The following is a 22064-nucleotide window of genomic DNA, read 5'->3' as shown; positions in this document are numbered from 1 at the left end:
ATCAATGTCCACCGTTCAATTCAAATCGGTTTATAATTTTTCCTAGAAATGGATATTTATGCTTATTATTAAACAAAAGATGAACTTGATAATTATGTAAATTTTACTCAGCATAAATCATCTTTCTCGTCATTCCACCGTCAATGACAATATTTGCCCCTGTAATAAAATCATTTTCATCATCACACAAATAAAGACAAGCGCGCGCAATGTCTTCCGGCTTGCCGACACGCCCGGCTGGATGCTGCGTATGATCGATTTCCCGCAACTGTTCATAATCCCCTGTTTCAATCCATCCTGGACTGATGGCATTCACACGAATACGATCATCGGCAAGCGAAACGGCTAAAGCATGAGTCAACGATAAAATTCCGCCTTTCGACGCGGCGTATGCTTCCGAATTCGGCTCAGACATAAGCGCCCTTGTTGAAGCAATGTTTACAATCGCTCCGCCTGTTTTATTTTTGCGCATATATTTCGCGGCTTCACGTGATCCAAAAAAGACGCTTCGCAAGTTTGTATTCAGCACATCATCCCATTCTTCCACCGTTAACTCATATGGAGATTTCCATCTTGACACACCCGCATTATTAATTAAATAATGCAAACAACCATACGTTTCAAACGTTACTTTCATAAGGCGCGCTATTTCATCTATTTTTCGAACATCGGTTGGAACAAAACGAGTTTCGAGTCCTTTTTCCCTCAACGCTAAAGCGAGTTTCTCTCCTGCTTCTTCCGCAATATCAGCAATCACGACATTCGCTCCTTTTTCCGCAAACATCGTAACAATGGACTTTCCAATTCCATTTGCTCCTCCAGTTACGATAACCACTTTTCTTGAAAAATTCATCGTTTTTCAGCCTTTCTCTTCGTTTTTTTCTAACAAAAGTATACCATCAAAACTGTTTATAGTTATCTATTTTCTTCATCAAAAAAAGACCGCAGCAACATAGCGGTCTTTTTGGATGTTTACCGATATGGAACATAAGGAGCTGAGAAAAATGGACTGTATGGCGCCGCTCCACCGTAGTAAGGAGCTGGTGTATAATACGCTGTCGGCCCTGGCATTATTGGACCGCACATAGGAAATGGAACGGTTGGAGCCATCCCTGCGACCGGAAACATTGGAGACGGTGCAAACGTTCCTTGAGTCAGCATTGTCATTGGTGCAACAGAATCAGGATCTTCACTCATTGGATCTGTATCCCCCATCGTCGGGTTCGGTGCATTTTCCATCCCAAGCGGCATCGTTTGTGGTGCCATATCCGGGCCATCAAAACCGTCATCTGCAAACGATGGCATTGGCATTGCTTCTGCCATCGGATACGGACAGCACCAGGTCACAGGAGGACAGCCGCACATTGATGGAAAAGGATAGACAGCAATTGGCATTGGTGCAACAGGCATTTGCGCAGCTGGCATTTGTACAGGTGGCATTGGCACATTCTCCATTGGTGCAGCTGGCATTTGTACATTTTGCGGTGCATTGTTTTCTGGCCACTGCATGTTGTTCTCTACTCTTTCTTCTTCATTATGATTATGGTCCTGTTCATAAAAAAATGGATCATCCTTATACGAATTCCAGTGACTCATATTCCTCTCCCCTTCATTTTTTCATTAAGGTATGATTATGATACATACCCATCCATATTTTATGTGAAAACAAGCAAAGGGTGTTTGCCTTAAAAAAAATGGGTATTTATCCTAAAACACTATTGCGGTACCATAATATTTGTGACAACATTCATCGGTTGAGGTGAACAAACGGTGGATGAAAAATTAGCCGCTAAACTTCTCGATGAATTGCGCAATGGAACAATTTCAGAACTACTAGTAAAAAAAGAAGATTTTCTCACGTTTCGCAACGTTCTTGTAAAACAAAATGATTTTAAACATTTCCGTGGCATTGCTCAGCGAGGAGGAGACGTCATTTACCATTATCTCGAAAAACCTCGAAGCTAATCAATTAACGCCGATTTTCCAGTGCGAAAATCGGCGTTTTTTCTGTGCCGAAAAAATTTCCATACCCCCTATGAAACTAGCAATATCAACGGAAAACGCAATTTTCCAACATTTAGATGATGATAGAATCAAAAATCCTTGTTACTCTAGTAGCGAGTTAACAAGAAGGAGGGAATTTTATGAAAAAGATAAGGAAGTGGATGCTAGCATCCATTTTTTGTAGTTCATTTTTATTTGGAGGCCATGCTGCTAGTGCAGCTACAACTCATACAGTAAAACCTGGAGAAACGCTTTGGAACATTGCAAAACAATACGGCGTACCATTAAAACAGCTACAAAAACAAAATGATAAGTATACAGATCTATTATTTCCTGGTGAAAAGTTAGTTATTCCTAAAACAACGATTTCTGCAAGTGAAAAAGATTTATTAGCCCGTCTCGTTCACGCAGAAGCAAAAGGGGAACCATATGCAGGAAAAGTAGCCGTAGCAACTGTCGTGTTGAATCGAGTCGATCATCCTGATTTCCCAAATACGATTCGCGATGTTATTTATGAGCGCTCTGGCGGCCATTATGCATTCACGCCGGTACAAAATGGAACGATTAATCAACCGGCAGACCGTGAATCACGTCGCGCCGTTGAAGAAGCACTTGCTTTTCGCGGTTTAGGAAATGGTTCAGTGTACTTCTATAATCCAAAAACGGCGAAAAGCAAATGGCTGCGCTCTAAGCAGGTCACCATTGTCATTGGAAATCACGTATTTGCCAAGTAAGAAAGGAGCTTTGTCACAAGCTCCTTTCTTTATTAAGAAATGATAAAAAAAGAGACAAAGCCCCCTTTACTTAAAAAAGAAAATAAGGCAAACTATAACAAACACAGTAAATAAAAAAGGAGAATGAATATGAAAAAAGCAAAAGTTGGCGACATTATCGAGTTTAAAAATGGATTGCGCGGAATCGTTGAAAAAGTCAATGAAAATTCTGTCATCGTTGATTTAACGTATATGGAAAATTATAGAGAATTGGATTTACAAGAACGGACCGTCGTCAATCATAAAAATTACAAAATTATTGAGTAAAAACGAAAACAGAGGCTGTTCTTTCACTTAGAACAGCCTCTGACTGTTTTATATAAAGATGCGCATTTTAGCGGTTATCTACTTTTTCCGGATATAAATCATGGTTCATTAAGCGATATTCCGCCATTTTTTCATACTTCGTTCCTGGACGTCCCCAGTTGCAATACGGATCGATCGAAATGCCGCCGCGCGGTGTAAATTTCCCCCATACTTCAATGTAGCGCGGCTCCATCACTTTAATTAAATCGTTCATAATAATATTGACGCAATCCTCATGGAAATCGCCGTGGTTGCGGAAGCTGAATAAATACAGCTTCAGCGATTTGCTTTCGACGCATTTTTTATCGGGAATGTAGCTAATGTAAATCGTCGCGAAGTCCGGTTGTCCGGTTTTTGGCCTCTGTTTTAACAAACAGGTGGACTATATCTTATTCTTATTCAACTGCGATATTGAATAAGAACCCTTGCGCTTCCACCATAATGATGTATATTACATCATCATGGTGTACTCTACTCTCTTCCTCCAACACTACTCTTACTCGCTTCATGTTGGAGTGATTTCGATAGTCTCTGCACCTTCCTCAAATTTAGAGAACATTTGGATTTCCTAGTCTCCTGCATTCCCCCTAAATTTGAGGCTTGGCTCAGGGTTGGAGAAATAAGGTTCTAAGAGATAAAGAAGTTGGTTTTCTTCCTTATTCTCTTCCCCTGAATTCACAAGGTTTAGCCGACAGTGTCACCACTGAAGTGTGCCCTCATTGACACAAGCTCGTAAACTCCGGACAATTGAACTTCACGAAATAATCGCGGTCAGGATGTTTGTTTTCGAATACTTCCAGCACCTCTGGGCTGTATTCGAATAAATATTTCGTCCCTTGGTTTCCTAATAGCGTAAGATCTTTTAACTCTTCTTCTTTTCTTCCTGCCATCGTTTTTTCTCCTTTCCTAAATTTATATTTACACGCCGCGCTTGTTCCCCCACAACAGGGTGTGCAGCTGCGGCAAGACGCGCACGTCGTTCAGCTCGTTCGACTGCGCCACTTTTTCCACGAGCCACTCCAGCCTTGCCAAAAGCTGCGTGCGCAGCGCCGCATCATCCGCTTCTGCTAGATCGGCATTGCCGACTTGCAAATAAAACGGGATGTCCGGGTAGCGTCGGTGCACCTTTTTCGCATAGTCGAAATCGATTTCATCGAACACGACGACCTTTAAGCTCATATGAGACGCCCTTCCCGCACCCGCCAACTTTCCCACAATGTGATCGAGCATGGCAAAATCGGTATCCATCCCTGAACTTGGCGGTTTTGGCGAAATGGTTATATCATCGATATGATACAGCCAATCTTGCCAGCGGCTTCCTTGTGTTTCGACCGCAATACGGATTCCTTTATTTTTTAATAATACTACAAGCTCTTCAAGCGCTTGAATGAGAACTGGATTTCCTCCCGAGATCGTCACATGGCTGAAGCGGTCACCGCCGAGTTCATACAGCCGTTCCCAAATTTGCTCCGCCGTCATTTGTCGGATTTCCTCTTTTGCCGACCCATCCCATGTAAAAGCGGAATCGCACCAGCGGCAGCGGTAGTCGCAGCCGGCGGTGCGGACGAACATCGTCTTTTGCCCGATCACCATTCCCTCCCCTTGGATCGTCGGTCCGAAAATTTCAAGCACGGGAATTTTTTTTGCCATGATCATTTCCCCGCTTTCGGCCGATAAACAACATAGCTTGTCGGCGTTTCCCGCACGAACACTTGCAAACACTTTGGCTTGTTTGGCATTGTATCAAGATACGCTTGCACCGTTTCATAGATTTTTCGAGCGATGACCTCGCTTGTCGGAAAATCGTTGCTGTTTTGATCATTGAACCAATCTTGATGTTCGTTCATTAACGAATGATCCAGTTTCCCATGAATAAGCTTTTTCAACTCTTGAAAATTTACTAAAAAACCTGCATCGTCGAGTTCATCCCCCGCCACCGTAATGTTCACGGTGTATATATGTCCATGCATGTTTGCGCATTTTCCCGCTTTCTCATGAGGAATAAAATGCGCGGCAGCAATATGCATATCTTTATTCAATTCGTATCGGTAATTGTGAAATACTTGCGGATAAAGTTGATGTATCATAATTGATTTGCCCCCTCCTTTTCTTTCATATACTCTTCAAGCCCGCGTCTTCGCAATACACAAGCCGGGCATTCCCCGCAGCCGTCAGCAATGATGCCGTTATAGCAAGTTAATGTTTTCGTCCGCACAAAATCAAACGCGCCGAGCTCATCGGCGAGCTTCCACGTCTTCGCTTTCGTCAGCCACATCAGTGGCGTATGAATGACAAATTGATAATCCATCGCTAAATTCAACGTTACATTCAATGACTTAATAAATATATCGCGGCAATCCGGATAGCCGCTAAAATCCGTTTCACATACGCCTGTGACGAGATGACGCGCTCCTTTTTGTTTTGCAAGCACCGCGGCAAACGACAAAAACAATAAATTTCGCCCATCGACAAACGTTGATGGCAATTGCCCTTCATTTTGTTCAATGGCAATATCACTCCGCGTAAGCGCATTTGGCGCTAATTGATTTAATAGCGACATATCCAATACCGTATGTGGAACACCAAGTTCCTTCGCAATGGAAGCTGCCACTTCAATTTCCAGGCGATGACGCTGTCCGTAATCAAACGTCACCGCTTCTACCTCGTCAAATTGCTTTAGCGCCCAAAATAAACATGTCGTGCTATCTTGGCCGCCGCTAAAGACGACAATCGCTTTTTCCTTTTTCATTTTTCGATGCACTCCCTTCCGATTTTTCCAGAAGAAGAGGCGTTCTAAAACAAAAAAGCTATACCCCCTAAGGATATAGCCGTCCCTAGTTTTTTATAGAGGGTTGTTCTAGAAACCTCTCCCGTACGTTCGTACGGAATTTTTCTTCTGTTTTTTCCTTTTAAACTATACCACATTCAGCTTTTGGATTGCATTATTTTTTTTATTTTATTCGCTGCCTTCACATATATGTATAAAGCAGGAATATAGAAAATGACGAAATACAGGCCGATCGTAGAGGTCCATTTGTTCAACCGTTCGATTTGTTCTTTTTCTTCGAACCACAATGTCCCGATAAATAAGAATAACAAAATCACAGGAACAAAGCGGCGCTGCTTGATGGAAAACAATTTTTTCGCAACGCGCGAAGCCGACCATACCGCGATGCAAATAATTGGAAATACTACCAGCACATAAATGGAAATGATAATGTACTCCATCCTTTCAATAAACGGCACTGCTGGAATTTTTGCCAGCGTTAATGTCGGCCAAGTGATATGCTGAATTTGTTCTTCATTATAGAAAAGAATCGAGACCAGCATAATACTTAAATAGATGAGGGTCGTAAACGCACTTCCCCATTGCGCCCATTTATGAGATTTTTCCGGCTGTTGGATAAACGGGTAATATACCATCAGCATTTCCATTCCTAAATATTGCAGCGACATTGCTTTCGCACCCGCAAAAATCTCACCGATCGAATGGTCAAACACCGGCAGCAAATTGCGATAATGGGCGTATTCAAGCGGGAAAAACAACATTGGGAAAATGGTGAGCAACGGAATCACGACGCCCCAAAAACATACCCCCGTGACAACGCGGAATCCTCCTAATACGGTGTAATAAGTCAGCGCTAAAAAAATAAGGCTGAACTGCCATGCCCCCATCAGAGGAAACATCCAAATTTTAATAATCTCAATATACGTTTGCAATACCGTAAACGCTAATAAAGAGAAATAAACAAGCAAAGCGAAATTAAAGACAAAGCCGATCCATTTGCCGAAATAGCGTTGGTGTATAGAAACGATATCTTCAGCATCAGGGGAATGAGCGAAAAGTTGATACATGATCCAAATTAATAAATGGGCAATAATTCCCGTTAGGATAACAGCTATCCACGCATCGTGCCCCGCCTCTTTCATCACCAAGCGTTGAAAACTAAGCATTCCAATTCCCACTTGGGTGCTATTAATGAGAAAAAACACCAAAAAGGGCGAGATAAGGAATCGCTCTTTCATTGCTTGATTCATAAAAATACCTCCCCATCCGCTCGCGTCACTCACCGATCCCAGTTTGTATAATGTCGACAGTTACATGCGGCTTGATTTCTAAATCTTTATATTCACGATAAAACTCGTCTGCATTCCAATTCCTTGTTTCGCTGCGGACAAATTCGCCAATGCCAAGCGGGTCAATCTCTTTTTCTTGAAAATAGCGGAGCAGGCGGCGAATATCGCGCTCGATTTCATCTTCCATCTTCTTTTTCACCGTAGAGAAAATATTTTTATGCGGCATATCGAGCCAAGACGGATAATCTCTGACAGAAGCGTGAATATGAACAAAAATATGTAGAACATGGCGGTTCCCTTTCCTTTTCCACTCATATTTGGATGTCGCAAATAAATTTTCGAGCATCACCCGGTCCTCGCCTTGTTTTCCCCGATTCCCTACTTTTAACTGATATACTCCTTTTTTTGTTTCATTTAATAAAATTTTTACCAAAAATGAATCACGCAAACTCACTTTCCCCACATATTTTCCATCTTTAAACAATGCAAGCCCTTCTAATTTCACAAAATCCCCCTTTTTCTCAAAATAAGGCAAAAACGGATCGCTTCCCTTTGAAAAATAGTTATATAAAAACAAATGTAAATTCGTTTTTGGCAAATTCATCGAACGGACATTTTGTTCGACTAGATTAGGCAAGTACAGCGTATCGCTCAAAGTAGTGCTCGCCGTAATATCCAATAGCTCACGTGCGCTTCCTGACGACACACCTAACAGCAAATGGCTTCCCACTTTATTGTTGCGGGCCAAACTATGGGTGATTTGTATAATTCCCCGTTTGGCAAATTCTTTGCCAAATAAAATTAAACGAAGCTGCCCTTCCTCAATCGGCAATGCCGACTTGGAAGAAAGGCGGGGAATTAAATCATACACCGTTGACGAAGACGTCGTTAATAAATTCGGCTTTGTCATCGGTCCTTGTTTAAACGTCGGATATACCGCCGTTCCTACATATTTTCCGTCATGAAAGTCATAGCCCATTTCTTGAATAATTTGAATTTCATCAATAACGCGCGAGCTTTTGCAGCCGGCAAGTAAAAAGACCGATGCGGCAATGACCAGAAGCGGCTTCATATTCGACCCCTTTCTTACTCGTCGATATCGTCTTTTTGTTTCGCTTTCGCCGGATTATAGCGGAACAAGTAAAGCGGGCGAAGAAACGTTGGTCGCTGCACTGTTTGGCTGTATGAGAAACGGATAATACTATCTTTGAAATTGCGAATGCGCAGCGGATAAAACGGAACTAAATATGGATTGCCAAATGATTGCAGCCTTCCTAAATGAATTAATAGGAAACAGACGGCGAAAACAATTCCGACTCCGCCCCAAAATGTCGCAAATAAAATAATGGGAAAGCGGATGAAGCGAATTGTATTGGACATTTTAAAAATCGGTGTCGTAAAAGAAGCTAAAGCGGCAAGTGAAACGATAATGAGCATGATGGTGCTTGTCAGCCCTGCGTCCACCGCAGCTTGTCCGATCACAATACCGCCGACGACCCCAAGCGACTGCGCCACTTTTGTCGGCAGGCGCGCGCCCGCTTCGCGAAGCAGTTCAATGGTGATTTCTAAAAATAACACTTCCAATACCGGCGGAAACGGTACGTTAGAACGGGAATAGATAATCGTTCCAAGCAAATCTTTCGGAATCATTTCATAATGGTACGTTAATACCGCAATATAAATCGGCGAAGCCAGCACGGAAATCATAATGCCAAAAACGCGAATCAGCCGGACAAATGATCCAAGAATCCATGGTAAATAATAATCTTCCGGTGAAGTAAAAAAATCGAAAAAAGTCGACGGGCCGATGACAACATATGGCGAACCGTCGCAAAGAACAACAACTTGACCAGACGCAAGCGCAGAAACGGCACGGTCAATCCGTTCCGTTGAGATAAAAAGCGGAAACGGAGAATTCGAGTTATCGGAAAGCATTTGATCGATAAGGGAATTGTCAAGAATAATGTCAAAATGGATATTTTCGAGTCGCTGGATCACGGTTTCGATCGTCTGCTTATTCGTAATTCCATCGATATACGCGACAACCACTTTTGTTTTTGATATTGTACCAAGCTCCATTTCCCGAAACACTAAATTGGGCGTTACGATTTGCCTTCTGATTAAATGTAAGTTAGTACCAATGTTTTCGATAAATCCCACTTTCGGTCCGATGACACTAAATTCATTTTCTGAATCATTGTTTGACCGCAGCCCTAAACTTTCATTTGCTATATTAATGAGTGCAACACGGTTATCTGTCTTTTGTAACTGAACAGCCACAAACCCTTTTAATATTTTTTCTTCGATCATCTGCACATCGTTCGTTACTTCAATCCGCTGAATCGGTATGATTTTTTGCAAATCTTCCAGCTTTATATCTGGATTTTTCGGCACATCATTTTGCAGATGGCAGAGAACGTGTTGCTGCAGCACTTTCGGGTCCACTAGCGAATCAAAATAGTAAATGGCAAGCAAATGACCGTTTACGGCAAACTCGACTGTAATGAAATCACTAGATTGACGCAGCTTATTCAATAATTGTTGCAGCGTTTTTTCCCCACCGTTTGTCTTCGTTTTTTTAAAAAAGGAAAAAATGGACATAATGATCCCCTCGTACTTGCCGTTTGAGGGATAGTCTTCCAACCCGCTGTTTATTTTATTCACTTCCTATTCCGGTATTGATATATCTGAATATTGTGTATATATTGAAAAAAGGAACAAATACATAGGAGGGAAGCAATAATGAGACATCTGACAAAACAACGGCGAGCGAAACAAGCGCTAAAAAAAGCGGTAGAGGTGGCAGAAAAGCTGCAACAATACATAGACAACACCCGTCCGTTAGAGGCGCAGTTAGATCATATTCGTTCGTTTTTGGACAAGCAGCTTGGACAGGATGAGTATTTTCTTATCGTAGATGAAACGGGATACAGTCTCGTTCATACGAACCGCTTGCGGGAAGGCAGGATTTTTTCGGATGAAGTAGGACAGAAGGCGGCAAAAACAACAAAACCGCTTTTGCAAGTGTATGAACGGGATACCGGGGAAGTGCTGATCGATGCAAGCTGTCCGTTATGGACAGATCCTAGTGGAAAGCGCTTTAATTTGCGGATGGGACGATTAATGCACCACCCTTATTTACCGATATATTTTTCCCTTCTCTCCATCGTCCCGGCTGTTCTCAGCCTGCTTTTCACTACTATTTTTTCCTTATCCGCGCTATGGATGTGCACTATGACCATTACCATTGGCCTTATCTTCAGTTTTTATTTTTATCATTCACTCATCATTGAACTGCGCCATTGGTATAGCGCCACCCGCTCCGTTTCCTCTGGGAACTTGCAGACAGAAGTGCGGACAAAGCGAAAACGAAACGAATTTCATCAAATCGCTTACGAACTTAATAAAATGATTTTAGGCATCCGTACGATTATTACCGAGCTAGCAAAGGCGGTCAAAACGGTCAATCAAGTCAGCGAAAAACAGCAATTGGAAACAAAACGGCTTTCTGAATCGTTTGATGAAATCGCGGCAGCGATGGAAACATTTCGCGAAGGCACAAAACAGCAAACGGTATCAGTAGAACAGGCAAATCATTTCGTCATGCAGATGGTAAAACGGGTGCAAAACATGCAAGAAGAAGTAGAACGCGTCGTTTCACAGGCGAAAAGCGCTCTCACATCGATGAACGAAGGAAACCGTCTCATTGAAGAAACAAAACAAAAAATGGATACCATGCAACAAGAAATAAACAAAACAACCGCATTAATCCATGCTGCAGCGCAAGAAGCAGCCAACGCCCAAGACATGATTTCGTCCATTCGTACGATTACAAAACAGACGAACTTGCTGGCATTAAATGCGTCGATTGAAGCCTCGCGTGCAGGAGAAGCGGGAAAAGGCTTTGCCATCGTCGCCCAGGAAGTTCGCAAGCTCGCCGAAGATACGAACACATTTGCCGCTCAAATTTTAGCTTCGTTGCAAACGATGGCATCAGTACTCCAAGATGCCGTTCAGGCGGTGCAAGAAAATGAGCAGCATGTCGAGAAAACAAAACTTTCCTTATGGAAAACGGGAGAAACGTTTACATTATTTCAGCATATGTTCACCCAATTAAATGAGCTGCTGCAACAAAATAAAATACATGTCGAATCGGTAACGGTGAACGGACAAAACCTTCAGCGGCTCATTGGCGATATTAACGCGATTGCCAGCGATTTTACAAACATGGTGCAAGAAACTACCGCCGGATTAGAACAGCAAACAATAGCCATTCACGAACTAGCTAAAGAAGCAGATGTTTTGCTTGCATCCGTCCATGAGCTAGAAAAAATCATACAGCGCTTTCGCTAATCATCAACAAAACAGCCGTTTTTCCACGTCAATGCGGGAAAACGGCTGCTGTTACGGGCGCGGCATTTCGCGCACCCATAATAGAAAAAGAAATGCAAAACTGATGTAGCCAAATATCGGATATAAAAATGATAAGAGCTCACTGTAGCGGAATAAGCTGACCATATACAGCACGATAAACAACACGGCAAAAAACAAGACGTTAGGAATAGAAACGAGCGTGCGCGCCTGCCGCTGCAGGCCAAAAATGCCGCCGATAATAGACGTAAAAATTTCCCCGTAAATCACAATGATATACACCCAGTAAAAAACGGCGAAAAACGAACGGATCACTTCCGCCATCGGGATATCGTAATTCATTGCATATGGAAACGATAAGAGCACAAAATGGCTGCTTAATAAAATGCCGGTAAGCAGCAGCCCGCCAAGCACTGCGCCGCGCCGCACCATGCGCTCATCTCCCGTCTCGCAAGCCAGCGGCACAAGCACAGGCTGCGCCATCGCCAAATTAAACGCCGCATACGAAAAAGGGGAAAGAAAGGCTTTTAATGAATAGTCTGCCGCTTCCAGTTTCGTTTCACACAATTCTCCCATGGTAATCAGCTTTCCAAACGCAATGGCGCTAAATAGCACCATCATCGGAACAATCAAGGCGTTTACTCCAAATAGCCCTTTTATATCGTACATCATGACTAACAGCGATAAACATAACGTCGCCACAATTCCGATCTGCCGCGGCAACCCGAGCTGTTCCTCAAACACCGCGCCTGCGCCGGCCATCATCACGGCGGTGACTCCGACAATCATCACCGTCATCATGATAGAAATAACCGGGCTCATCGCCCTGCCAAATAAATAGCGGTTAAACTGTTGATAAGAAGCGGCCTTCACTTTCCGTGCCATCACCATCATGCGCGCGCCACCCCACGTAAACAAGATGCCGCTGATGATAATGCCAATCGTTCCGGACGTTCCGTATTGGGTAAAAAACTCGATAATTTCTTTTCCAGTAGCAAACCCCGCGCCGACGACAGTGCCGACATAAACGGCGGCGATTTGCCAAGCTCCTGACCACTTTCCAGCCACTTCTGCCATCTCCCTCTCCTTGTCCACTATTCACTCCCATATATATGCCGACATAGTTCAATAAAGACGAGATGGCAGTAAAAAAGATGCCACTATAGGGCATCCCTTCATTGCACCGTAATTTGCTCTACTTGATGTTCGTGAAGTTGTTCCGTTTCTACATGAATTTTTACAGAATATGTCCCGTTTTCTTGAAACGACGTTGCTGCCTCGTATTGGCCTGCTTGTTTTTCGCTTGCTTCGATAAACAGGTGCTTTCCGTTATCTTTCCACACTTCAAAACGAACGGTAGCGCCTGCAAGCGGCTTGCCATCATGAGTAATATGTACCGTTAAATGCGCTTCTTTATTTACGGAAAATTGTTTTTCATGAAGCATCATCATGACATCGGCATGATGGTGTTCATCACCGTGATGTTCCTCTGCATGATTTTGCGGCTGATCGCTCGGTGTGCCAACAACGATATCTTTTTTCGGCATATTATGCATATTTCGTGCTGTCACGTGGCTAATGACCGAATACGTCCCCGGCTCGGTAAACGTCTTTTTCACAGAATATTTGCCATCACCATCATTTTTGGCAGTTAACATCTCGCGCTTCTCGCTTCCATGTTTCCACACTTCAAACTTCACTTCATCCGCATCATTCACTTTTTCCCCGCCGTATGTCACGATACAAGAAAGTGTCGTTTCCTTATTTAATTCAATATGATCCGGTGTCTGAAGTTGAACTTCAAGCATTGCCGGTTTTTCCTCTTGCTTTTGCTGGCTGCAGGCGGCAAATAAAAGCAATATTAACATCAATGGCAAAAACAGCGAAAGCTTTTTCATTTTTTTTACTTCCCCTTTGCTCTATTTTCTAGACTTAACTATACCATAACTTTTTCTTATCCGTACATTATTCACTATTCCTTCAAAAACATTTCACGGTTACAACAAATTTTTTTGTAAAAAACTCTTGAAAGTCAAAGATAGTCAAAGTATAATAAAATCAGAAAGTCAAAGATAGTCAAAGTCAAAAGAGCGAAAAAGGAGGTTATGCCTCATGCTTTGTCAAGTATGTCATCAAAACGAAGCGACGGTATTTGTCAATTTACAATTTAATCATGAGAAAAAGCAAATGCACCTTTGCCACGAATGTTATGAAAAACAAAAACAAGAGCTGACTATTCCGATCAATTTCGGTTTCGATAATTTCTCGTCATTCCCATTTGACGATTTCTTGATGAACGGATTTTCACCAATTTCAGAAACGCCATTTTCAGAAATGAACGCGCCGCAACCGAATATCGCACAACCATCGAAACGAAACAGAAAAGGTGGCGGTTTCTTGGACCAATTTGGCCGCAACTTAACACAGCTTGCGAAAGCCGGTCTGATTGACCCAGTCATCGGACGCGATAAAGAGATTGAACGCGTCATTGAAATTTTAAACCGCCGCAATAAAAACAACCCGGTATTAATCGGGGAACCAGGTGTCGGTAAAACAGCGATTGTCGAAGGACTCGCCTTGAAAATCGCTGAAGGGCAAGTTCCGGAAAAACTATTAAACAAAGAAGTATATTTGCTTGACGTCGCATCGCTTGTTGCGAATACAGGCATTCGCGGTCAATTCGAAGAGCGGATGAAACGGCTCATCGCTGAATTGCAGCGCCGGAAAAACGTCATTCTCTTCATCGATGAAATTCACTTGCTCGTCGGCGCCGGTTCGGCGGAAGGTTCGATGGACGCGGGCAACATTTTAAAACCAGCGCTTGCGCGTGGAGAATTGCAAGTCGTCGGCGCTACAACGTTGAAAGAATATCGCCAAATTGAAAAAGACGCTGCTCTTGAACGCCGTTTCCAACCAGTTATCGTGCATGAACCAACGGTCGAAGAAGCGATCACGATTTTAAAAGGGATTCAGCCGAAATACGAGCAATTCCATCATGTGAAATATACGGACGAAGCGATTGAAGCGTGCGTCAAATTGTCGCACCGTTACATTCAAGACCGCTTCTTGCCGGACAAAGCGATCGACTTGTTAGACGAAGCCGGCTCCAAAGCGAACTTGCGCCTCGGTCCGACAGATGAAAAACAAATTCAAGAACGCCTTGCGCAAATCGCCAAAGAAAAAGCAAAAGCAGTGAAAGAAGAAAATTTCGAACTGGCAGCGAAATTGCGCAGCGAAGAGTTGAAATTGGAAAAACAATTGCAAAACGGCGTAAACCAAGAACGCCCAGTTGTCGATGTTGCTGATATCCAACGCATCATCGAAGAGAAAACAGGCATTCCTGTCGGCAAACTGCAGGCCGATGAAAAAGAAAAAATGAAACATTTAGAAGAAAACTTAGCGAAAAAAGTCATCGGCCAAGAAGAAGCGGTCAAAAAAGTCGCCAAAGCGATCCGCCGCAGCCGCGCGGGATTAAAAGCAAAACACCGCCCAATCGGTTCGTTCTTATTCGTTGGTCCGACTGGCGTCGGAAAAACGGAGCTGGCGAAAACGTTGGCAGAAGAGCTATTCGGCTCAAAAGACGCAATGATTCGCCTCGACATGAGCGAATACATGGAAAAACATTCGGTATCGAAATTAATCGGTTCGCCTCCTGGCTATGTCGGTCACGAAGAAGCCGGCCAGCTTACAGAAAAAGTGCGCCGCAATCCATACAGCATTATCTTGCTTGACGAGATTGAAAAAGCGCACCCAGATGTGCAACACATTTTCCTTCAAATTTTAGAAGACGGCCGTCTCACGGACAGCCAAGGACGCACCGTAAGCTTTAAAGATACAGTCATCATCGCAACAAGCAACGCCGGCGTGACAGACAAAAAAATTACGGTCGGATTTGAAAAACAACAAACACAAACAAGCATTCTCGACTCATTAAACGCATACTTCAAACCAGAGTTTTTAAACCGTTTCGATGCGATTATTGAATTCAAATCGTTGAAAAAAGAACATATGCTGCAAATTGTTGATCTCATGCTTGACGAAGTAAAAGCAGCAATGCGCGAACAACACATCGACCTTGACGTTTCGCAAGCGGCGAAAGAAAAATTAGCCGAACTCGGCTACCATCCAGCATTCGGCGCTCGTCCGCTCCGCCGCGTCATCCAAGAACATGTCGAAGACAAAATCGCCGATGTGCTGCTAGATGAAAACGATCAAGTCAAAGCGATTCGCATCGATGTCGAAAACGATGCGATTGTCGCCAAACCTTTGCATAAACAAACCGCCTAATCCCTTAATGGGAAAGGCGGTTCTTTTTTTGCCCATCCTTATTCGCTTGTACGTTATCACATTATTCCAGATTGAAAGATAATTACAAATTAGATGCATACCTTTACATGGGGTGTTGAACTGCCAGACTTAATGTCCTGCGAATAAGGTCGCCCTTTTCGAGGACAAAGGAAACGTGCATAAAACGGGAAAGGTTGTTAAACAATAGTAGCGCCCAACAAAGATATATTATGAGGTGATGGAATGAATGTATGGTCTAAGTTTTTAATCTGTATATGTTTGCTATTTACGTTTCATTTACCTGTTCAGGCGCAGCATATTGCCATTCCAAAACAAGCAGTAAATATCAAGCGTGCCGCAAACTTAAAGGATTTAGTAAGCGGCTCAACATTCATTGCTTATGGTTGGTTCGATACTTCTTTCCAGAAGCAGCCGTTAAATAAGTCTGTACAAGGTGGGAAGCTCGTCAATTTTGTACAAAGCTTTCATGTCGACAAATATTTAAAGGGAACCGGCAACAAAATCATCAACGTATTATCAACCGGTATTGAACCCCTTCCTGATCCTTTACATCCTCTCAACAGAGTTTATCCAGGACCGATGGCTGAGGGTCGATATGTTTGCTTTCTAAAACCTGTTAAAGGAACAGAATTGTATACCATTGTCGGGGGATGGCAAGGAGTCTACCCTGTTTATGAAGGAAAAACCATTTCCTTGAAAGAAGAAGGTTTTCCAGAGTTAAATCAATTAACGCTTAGACAATTCGAAGCAAAAATCAGATCCCGCTAAATATCGTACACAGAAAAGATAGGCGGCAAGCCTATCTTTTCGCAATAGATGTGGCAAATTTATTCATAATAAAACAGAAAGTAAATAAATTTCTCTTTGTTTTTAACATAAGTAAAATCAATGATATAAAAGTCTTGATTGATTTAATTCAACAGTTTCCTCAACGAAGATAAATTAGAGCTTCTTCTATGTTTTTTACTTTAATAAAGGAAACATATATTTCAGTTGAGTAGAAATGATTCTTATCAAGTAGTTTTTTGTACATCATTTGTATGGTAAAATATTATTTTTAGGATAGTTCCGACATGTTTCTGACTTTCCACTACAATTTCTCCACCGTGAGCTACTACTAGCTGATGAGCTATTGCCATTCCTAATCCGGATCCACTATCATTATCTTGAGTATTCCCGCCTCGATAATAACGATTAAAGAGGTTTTTCACTGTTTCTTCATCCATTCCTATTCCATTATCTTCTATAGAGATAATCGTACGTTGATGGTTCGATTCAACTTTGACTTTGATTTTTGTCCCAGGCTTATTATATTTTACTGCATTAGTCAGTAGGTTATCTAATATTCTCATAAACCACTTTAGATCGATCTCAAGAAAGATGGTATCTTGAGCACTCTCAAAATAAATTTCTTTATCTTTAGCTTCGGTCGTTGTTGAAAAAGTAGAGAGGAATTCTTTGATTAAAGATACGATATCCGTTTTTTCTTTATTAATAGGGAGAGCATTATTTTTCAGTCTGTATGTTAGATTTAGATCTTCAATTAACTCGCTCATATACACTGCTTTCTCTTTCATGATACGTCCCATTTCCATTATTTCTTCCGAAGACCATTGATATTGGTTAGATGCTAATAAAGCAGAAAAACCATATAAAGAACTCAATGGTGTCTTTAAGTCATGAGAAAGGCCAGTAATCCATTCCTCTCGAGTTTTCTCCATCCTTCGCTGATTTTCTTCATTTTGCTGCAAAGTCTTAGACAAAGTATATAAAGAATCGACAACCTCTTTAAATATTTTATAACGCTTATGTAAGCTCCCTTTCTTATTTAATATTGGTACCCTCCCTTTTTTGTCCTTTGGTTCCATGAAATTCCCTTTTGACATATTATTAATCCATTTCATCATATAAAGCAATGGTTTACCGAACTTCTTACCATACCAAATTGAAATAATAATAGCGAATACAATAAGTGTACCGAAGACAATAAGAAAGCTCTTCAAAAAAGAGGCACTAATGATACTATCGGTAATGTGGTCTGGACTGTAATAGGGATTGTAGGTGCCCACTAAAAAAATCCGGTCTTTTTCTTTGAAATAATAACTAGAAATGTCTACTTTAGAATTCCAAGGTCTTTTTTTCATTGACAGAATCTCTGTATAGGTAAACTTTAAGTTTGGAGGCGCATGATAGCTGTATACCACATTTCCACTTGCGTCGTAGATTTGAATCCATGCATCATTTTTAACTAAGTACTCTTTAAAATCAGTATTGATATTAGGAAAGGAGTTTGATCGTAACAGTGTGTTTAAGATCTGTTTACTTTTTAATGGCTCTCCATAAATGATAGTAACTTCTGAAGAATTTTCTTTCTCTAAAATCCAATAATGGATCCGAAAATTGTTTAAATCCATGGATAAAATGTCTGTAAAACTATAGCGTTTTGGCAATTCTTTTGGTGTATTATATTCTCCGATCACATAACCTTTCGAATCGACAACTTGTAGCCATCCCCCTTTTTTCTGAATAGATTCCTTTATATTCTCATTTATAACTGCTTTGTCATTTTTTATCGTGATGTTAAGATCTAAATACTCTTCACTCACCCTCGAAAAATCTGATTTCATTTCCGATTCCAAAATAAGAAGAGATAAAAAAACGAAAGAACCTAAGATGAATAGAAGAATAAAACATAACATGAGGATAAAATGTAATACAAAATGCAAGGTTAACCTTTTACTTAGGCTCATGGTTGCATTTTCTCCTCAGTAACTAATTTATAACCTATCCCCCTAACAGTTTTTAAGTATTGTGGATTGCTTGGATCCTTTTCAATTTTCTCTCTAATTTTTCTAATGTGAACCATGACAGTATTATCGTCAGTCAACTGATCATTCCCCCATACCTGATAATAGAGTTGTTCTTTTGTAAAAACTTGGTTAGGATGTTTGCAAAAAAAAGCAAGGAGTCGGTAAACCTGGGCCGAACAAGGTACAGGTTTGTCTTCAACGATTAGCTCAGCTGATGTCAAATTAAGCTTAAAACGTCCAAAATCTAAAATTTCTGCTTGTTTTTCATTATTCTTTGAAAGATATCGTTGTAGTTGTGCCTTTACTCTAGCAACCACTTCAAGAGGGTTAAACGGCTTTGTGATGTAATCATCACATCCATGTGCAAATCCTGTTAATTTATCAAGATCTGATGATTTAGCTGAAATGAAAAATAAAGGGGCATCACATATTTTCCTAATAGCTCGACATATATCTAAACCCGACATATCCGGAAGCATAATATCCAAAATGATAAGGTCAAATTTTTTTTGCTCAAGTAGACGCAACGCATCCGTTCCATTTGTACAAGTATGTACAGATGTGAACCCTTCTTTGTTTAACACGAGCTTAAGCATATTAAGAATGGATTCTTCATCATCAACGATTAAAATTCTTGAATTTTCCATAATACTAACTCCTTTACAATTTAAGAAAATGTTAAGGTGCCGTTAATAAGGAAATAAACTACTTTTATTATACTAAAAATTGAAAGGAGTCAAAAAATTGAAAGGAGTGATTGGTATGTGGACGATTTGTTTCCATGAGTTTAAGGGACTTTTTAAAAGTATTAAATCCATTATTATCGTTGCCATTATTTTTGGAGTTACTTATTGGACGGCAGATTTAATGACAACCATAACAGATCGGTTAGATGTCAACACGGGTAAGGATGGATATGCTACCGGTATCGCATCTATTGTATTTTTATTAGGGTTTCTTTTCATTTCAAGTTTATCACACGATGTCATCAACCGAGAAGTGAGTACACGAACAATGAGGTTTCTTGTAACCAAAACTTCTCGGGTTAAAATCATTATTGGTAAATATTTAGGGATTTGGCTGTTTTGGTTTTTTTGTATTTTTACATCCTTTGTTTTAATTGCATTCGTATCTAAAAACTTTTTATGGTGGGGCATCTTAGAATGTATGGGGTTTATTTCAGTAGCAATCGCCTATAACCTTGTTTTTTCCGTTATCTTTCCAAAACCAGCGATAACCATGTTTTTTGGTGTTGTTTTTGCCTTGGCTTTTCCAGTGTTAAGTTTTTTGGTAATCCATTCAAATAACGTTTTCATTAGTTGGTTTAAATTCTTTACTCCTTACTATTATGCTTTATTAGGTGATTTTTACATATTGGTAAATTTTGTTTATGCAATTGGGTTATTAATGCTTGGAATTGTGTTGTTTAACAGGAGGGATTTGTAATGAATGTGATAGAGGCTGCAGGGATCACGAAGATTTATGGATCCAAAACAGTGGTAGATAATGTAGACTTAAAGGTAAAGAAGGGGGAAATTTATGGTTTTTTAGGAAGAAACGGTGCCGGTAAATCTACATTTATCAATATAATTACTGGTATTATAAAACCTACCTCCGGAAGCTTTAAGTTGTTAGATGAACCAAATTTAAAAAAAGTTAAGCACCGTATTGGGGTTTTACCTGACTATTCAACCTTTTATGACTCATTAACTGCTATAGATCATTTAAAATATTACGCAAAAATAAGTGGATATAAGGTTTCAACAGAACATTGTGAATACATTTTAAAACGAGTCGGCTTACTGGAACATGCCCATAAAAAGGCTGGAAAATTTTCATTTGGCATGAAGAAAAAATTGGGAATTGCTCAAGCTATTATACATAATCCGGATTTAATCTTTTTAGATGAGCCAACCTCTGGTATTGATGCGGAATCTGGTTTGAATATTCAAAAATTAATTGTAAATCTACAAAAAGAAGGAAAAACAATTTTTATGACTTCTCATAACCGGTACCGTCAAGAATTTTGTGTAATGTAAATGGGGTAGGGTTTCTCTGAAATGGATTTGAATTGATAGGGGACTGATTTTCTCCACACAAGAGACTGAATATTCAGTCTCTTGTGTGGAAAGGGAGAATCCCCTTATTTTGTTTATTTACAATATTTGGTTAACAATAACGTTCTTCAAACATTCGTTGAAGAGCTTCATGCGCTTCGGCAAATCCTCGCAACTTTCGCCCTGCCCATTTCTCATTAAAATCTTGAATGGTCAAATACACGATTTTTTCAGCGGCTTCTAAACTATTCAAACTGTTCATCGGTTTTAGGCGTTTCCGAATTTCCTTGATCGTTCGTTCGATGGCATTGGTCGTATAAATCACACTTCGAATACTGCTTGGATAATCCATAAATGTAAGGAGGACATCCAACTCATTGGCCCAAGATTGAACTTCTCTTGGATATTTGCTGGACCATTTCGACTCAAACTGTTGAAACATTTGTAACGCCATCTCCTTATTCGGCGCGCGATAAATCAGCTTGAGATCCTCGGCCACTTCGAATTGGTCTTTTTTCCGAACACGGCTGAGGGTGTTGCGGACTTTGTGCACGACACAGCGCTGCACATCGGCTTTCGGATACACCGCCTTAAAGGCTTCCTCCAGCCCCGGAAGGCCATCGAAGACGCCAAGAAGCACTTCCTTGACGCCTCTTTGGTAGAGGTGTTGAAGAATTTCCTGCCATACATAGGCGCTTTCTTGTCCTCCCACGAAGAAATCCAGAATTTCGCGATACCCTTCTTCATTCACTCCTAACACCACATAAATGACTTCTTTCTCCACGGTTTCGCGACGAAGTTTTACGTATAAACCATCCAAATATAAGACGGAATAACGCTTGTGCAGTGGACGAGTGTGCCATTTCTCGATGTCTTCCTTCACTACATCGGTAATACGGCTGATCGTTGCAGGAGAATAGGCATTGCCTAAAATTCGTTCAATAAACTTGCCAATTTCACGCGTACTCATGCCACTTTGATACATCCTGATGATGGCTTCCTCCAGCCAGCCGGTGTGCCGTTGGTAAGGAGCGAACAATTGGGTTTGAAATTCTCCGTTTCGGTCTCTAGGGACCAAAAGACCTTCAATCCGACCATATTGCGTATCTAGATTTCGTTGATAGTAGCCGTTTCTCATATTTGATGTTCCGGCCTGTTCTATTTCGAGGAAATTCTTGATTTCTTCCCGCATGATCAGTTCTAATTTTTCCTTTACAAACTGACGAATGACACTTTCCAGTTGATTTGCCCAGTCGACATTCGGTATACTTTTAGACATAGGTAGGGTTCTCCTTTCTCTGGAATGTTTGGGTTCAATCAGAGAATACCCTACCTTTTTTCTTTTGATCTAGTAAAAT

20 protein-coding genes and 3 pseudogenes are annotated in these 22064 nt (G+C 41.1%); 8 read left to right on the top strand and 15 right to left on the bottom strand.

The window, feature by feature from the left end:
• Positions 1 to 103: 103 nt before the first annotated feature.
• Complete coding sequence (locus tag DER53_RS09080) at positions 104 to 853, bottom strand: glucose 1-dehydrogenase (protein ID WP_062677462.1); 750 nt, start codon at positions 851 to 853, stop codon at positions 104 to 106.
• Between the two features lie 119 nt (positions 854 to 972).
• Complete coding sequence (locus DER53_RS09075) at positions 973 to 1596, bottom strand: hypothetical protein (RefSeq protein WP_062677463.1); 624 nt, start codon at positions 1594 to 1596, stop codon at positions 973 to 975.
• A 174-nt stretch (positions 1597 to 1770) separates the two neighbouring features.
• Between DER53_RS09075 and DER53_RS09070 the strand changes: the two genes are divergently transcribed.
• The 3 genes from DER53_RS09070 to DER53_RS09060 all read left to right on the top strand — a co-directional run bounded on the left by DER53_RS09070 (position 1771) and on the right by DER53_RS09060 (position 3044).
• Positions 1771 to 1965 carry a hypothetical protein gene (locus DER53_RS09070; RefSeq protein WP_062677464.1) on the top strand — a complete coding sequence of 65 codons (195 nt, stop codon included), beginning with the start codon at positions 1771 to 1773 and terminating at the stop codon, positions 1963 to 1965.
• Positions 1966 to 2144: 179 nt separating this feature from the next.
• Positions 2145 to 2738, top strand: coding sequence for a cell wall hydrolase (locus tag DER53_RS09065; RefSeq protein ID WP_062753597.1), 594 nt, complete (start codon positions 2145 to 2147; stop codon positions 2736 to 2738).
• Between the two features lie 129 nt (positions 2739 to 2867).
• On the top strand, positions 2868 to 3044 hold the full coding sequence (locus DER53_RS09060) for a YkvS family protein (protein ID WP_012749561.1): 177 nt from the start codon (positions 2868 to 2870) through the stop codon (positions 3042 to 3044).
• A gap of 67 nt (positions 3045 to 3111) precedes the next feature.
• Here DER53_RS09060 and queF read toward each other — a convergent pair.
• The 8 genes and pseudogenes from queF to DER53_RS09020 form a co-directional block, all read right to left on the bottom strand.
• Positions 3112 to 3441, bottom strand: a pseudogene (gene queF / locus DER53_RS09055) (preQ(1) synthase); the annotation flags it as partial.
• A 364-nt stretch (positions 3442 to 3805) separates the two neighbouring features.
• Positions 3806 to 3973, bottom strand: a pseudogene (locus DER53_RS09050) (preQ(1) synthase); the annotation flags it as partial.
• Positions 3974 to 4001: 28 nt separating this feature from the next.
• On the bottom strand, positions 4002 to 4733 hold the full coding sequence (queE, locus tag DER53_RS09045) for a 7-carboxy-7-deazaguanine synthase QueE (RefSeq protein ID WP_041269599.1): 732 nt from the start codon (positions 4731 to 4733) through the stop codon (positions 4002 to 4004).
• A gap of 2 nt (positions 4734 to 4735) precedes the next feature.
• Positions 4736 to 5170: a 6-carboxytetrahydropterin synthase QueD gene (queD, locus tag DER53_RS09040; protein WP_012749559.1), complete on the bottom strand. Its 435-nt coding sequence runs from the start codon at positions 5168 to 5170 to the stop codon at positions 4736 to 4738.
• Positions 5167 to 5832 (bottom strand): 7-cyano-7-deazaguanine synthase QueC, encoded by a 666-nt coding sequence (gene queC / locus DER53_RS09035; RefSeq protein WP_012749558.1) that lies wholly within the window; start codon positions 5830 to 5832, stop codon positions 5167 to 5169. The genes queD and queC overlap by 4 nt, the downstream gene beginning before the upstream one ends.
• Positions 5833 to 6008: 176 nt before the next feature.
• Positions 6009 to 7121, bottom strand: a complete 1113-nt coding sequence (locus DER53_RS09030) for a GerAB/ArcD/ProY family transporter (RefSeq protein WP_062753599.1) — start codon at positions 7119 to 7121, stop codon at positions 6009 to 6011.
• Between the two features lie 25 nt (positions 7122 to 7146).
• Positions 7147 to 8232 carry a Ger(x)C family spore germination protein gene (locus DER53_RS09025; protein ID WP_062753601.1) on the bottom strand — a complete coding sequence of 362 codons (1086 nt, stop codon included), beginning with the start codon at positions 8230 to 8232 and terminating at the stop codon, positions 7147 to 7149.
• A 14-nt stretch (positions 8233 to 8246) separates the two neighbouring features.
• Positions 8247 to 9761, bottom strand: coding sequence for a spore germination protein (locus DER53_RS09020; protein WP_062753602.1), 1515 nt, complete (start codon positions 9759 to 9761; stop codon positions 8247 to 8249).
• A 141-nt stretch (positions 9762 to 9902) separates the two neighbouring features.
• On the opposite strand from DER53_RS09020, the gene DER53_RS09015 reads away from it, so the two are divergent.
• Entirely contained in the window at positions 9903 to 11513 is a 1611-nt protein-coding gene (locus DER53_RS09015) for a methyl-accepting chemotaxis protein (protein ID WP_062677472.1), read from the top strand.
• Positions 11514 to 11564: 51 nt separating this feature from the next.
• Here the strand turns inward: DER53_RS09015 and DER53_RS09010 are convergent, their stop codons facing one another.
• A complete protein-coding gene (locus tag DER53_RS09010; protein ID WP_062753604.1) occupies positions 11565 to 12608 on the bottom strand; it encodes a YkvI family membrane protein in 1044 nt (347 codons plus the stop codon).
• A gap of 98 nt (positions 12609 to 12706) precedes the next feature.
• A complete protein-coding gene (locus tag DER53_RS09005; protein WP_062753606.1) occupies positions 12707 to 13429 on the bottom strand; it encodes a FixH family protein in 723 nt (240 codons plus the stop codon).
• A gap of 214 nt (positions 13430 to 13643) precedes the next feature.
• Here DER53_RS09005 and DER53_RS09000 point away from each other — a divergent pair, with 214 nt between their 5' ends.
• Positions 13644 to 15818, top strand: coding sequence for an ATP-dependent Clp protease ATP-binding subunit (locus DER53_RS09000; RefSeq protein WP_062753608.1), 2175 nt, complete (start codon positions 13644 to 13646; stop codon positions 15816 to 15818).
• Positions 15819 to 16061: 243 nt separating this feature from the next.
• Entirely contained in the window at positions 16062 to 16607 is a 546-nt protein-coding gene (locus DER53_RS08995) for a hypothetical protein (protein WP_062753610.1), read from the top strand.
• Positions 16608 to 16852: 245 nt separating this feature from the next.
• Here DER53_RS08995 and DER53_RS08990 read toward each other — a convergent pair whose 3' ends face one another.
• Positions 16853 to 18466 (bottom strand): sensor histidine kinase, encoded by a 1614-nt coding sequence (locus DER53_RS08990; protein ID WP_244319542.1) that lies wholly within the window; start codon positions 18464 to 18466, stop codon positions 16853 to 16855.
• Positions 18467 to 18585: 119 nt separating this feature from the next.
• Positions 18586 to 19296 (bottom strand): response regulator transcription factor, encoded by a 711-nt coding sequence (locus tag DER53_RS08985; protein WP_062753614.1) that lies wholly within the window; start codon positions 19294 to 19296, stop codon positions 18586 to 18588.
• 106 nt (positions 19297 to 19402) lie between these two features.
• Here DER53_RS08985 and DER53_RS08980 point away from each other — a divergent pair, with 106 nt between their 5' ends.
• Entirely contained in the window at positions 19403 to 20095 is a 693-nt protein-coding gene (locus DER53_RS08980) for an ABC transporter permease (protein ID WP_244319655.1), read from the top strand.
• A pseudogene (locus DER53_RS08975) lies at positions 20095 to 20673 on the top strand (ABC transporter ATP-binding protein); the annotation flags it as partial. The gene DER53_RS08980 and the pseudogene DER53_RS08975, both read left to right, overlap by 1 nt.
• Positions 20674 to 20818: 145 nt before the next feature.
• Here DER53_RS08975 and DER53_RS08970 read toward each other — a convergent pair.
• Entirely contained in the window at positions 20819 to 21985 is a 1167-nt protein-coding gene (locus tag DER53_RS08970) for an IS256 family transposase (RefSeq protein WP_062756519.1), read from the bottom strand.
• Between the last annotated feature and the right edge of the window lie 79 nt (positions 21986 to 22064).

This window comes from Parageobacillus toebii NBRC 107807 (genome assembly GCF_003688615.2).
Lineage (GTDB): Bacteria > Bacillota > Bacilli > Bacillales > Anoxybacillaceae > Parageobacillus_B > Parageobacillus_B toebii.
This window is presented reverse-complemented; position numbering and strand designations above follow the sequence as displayed.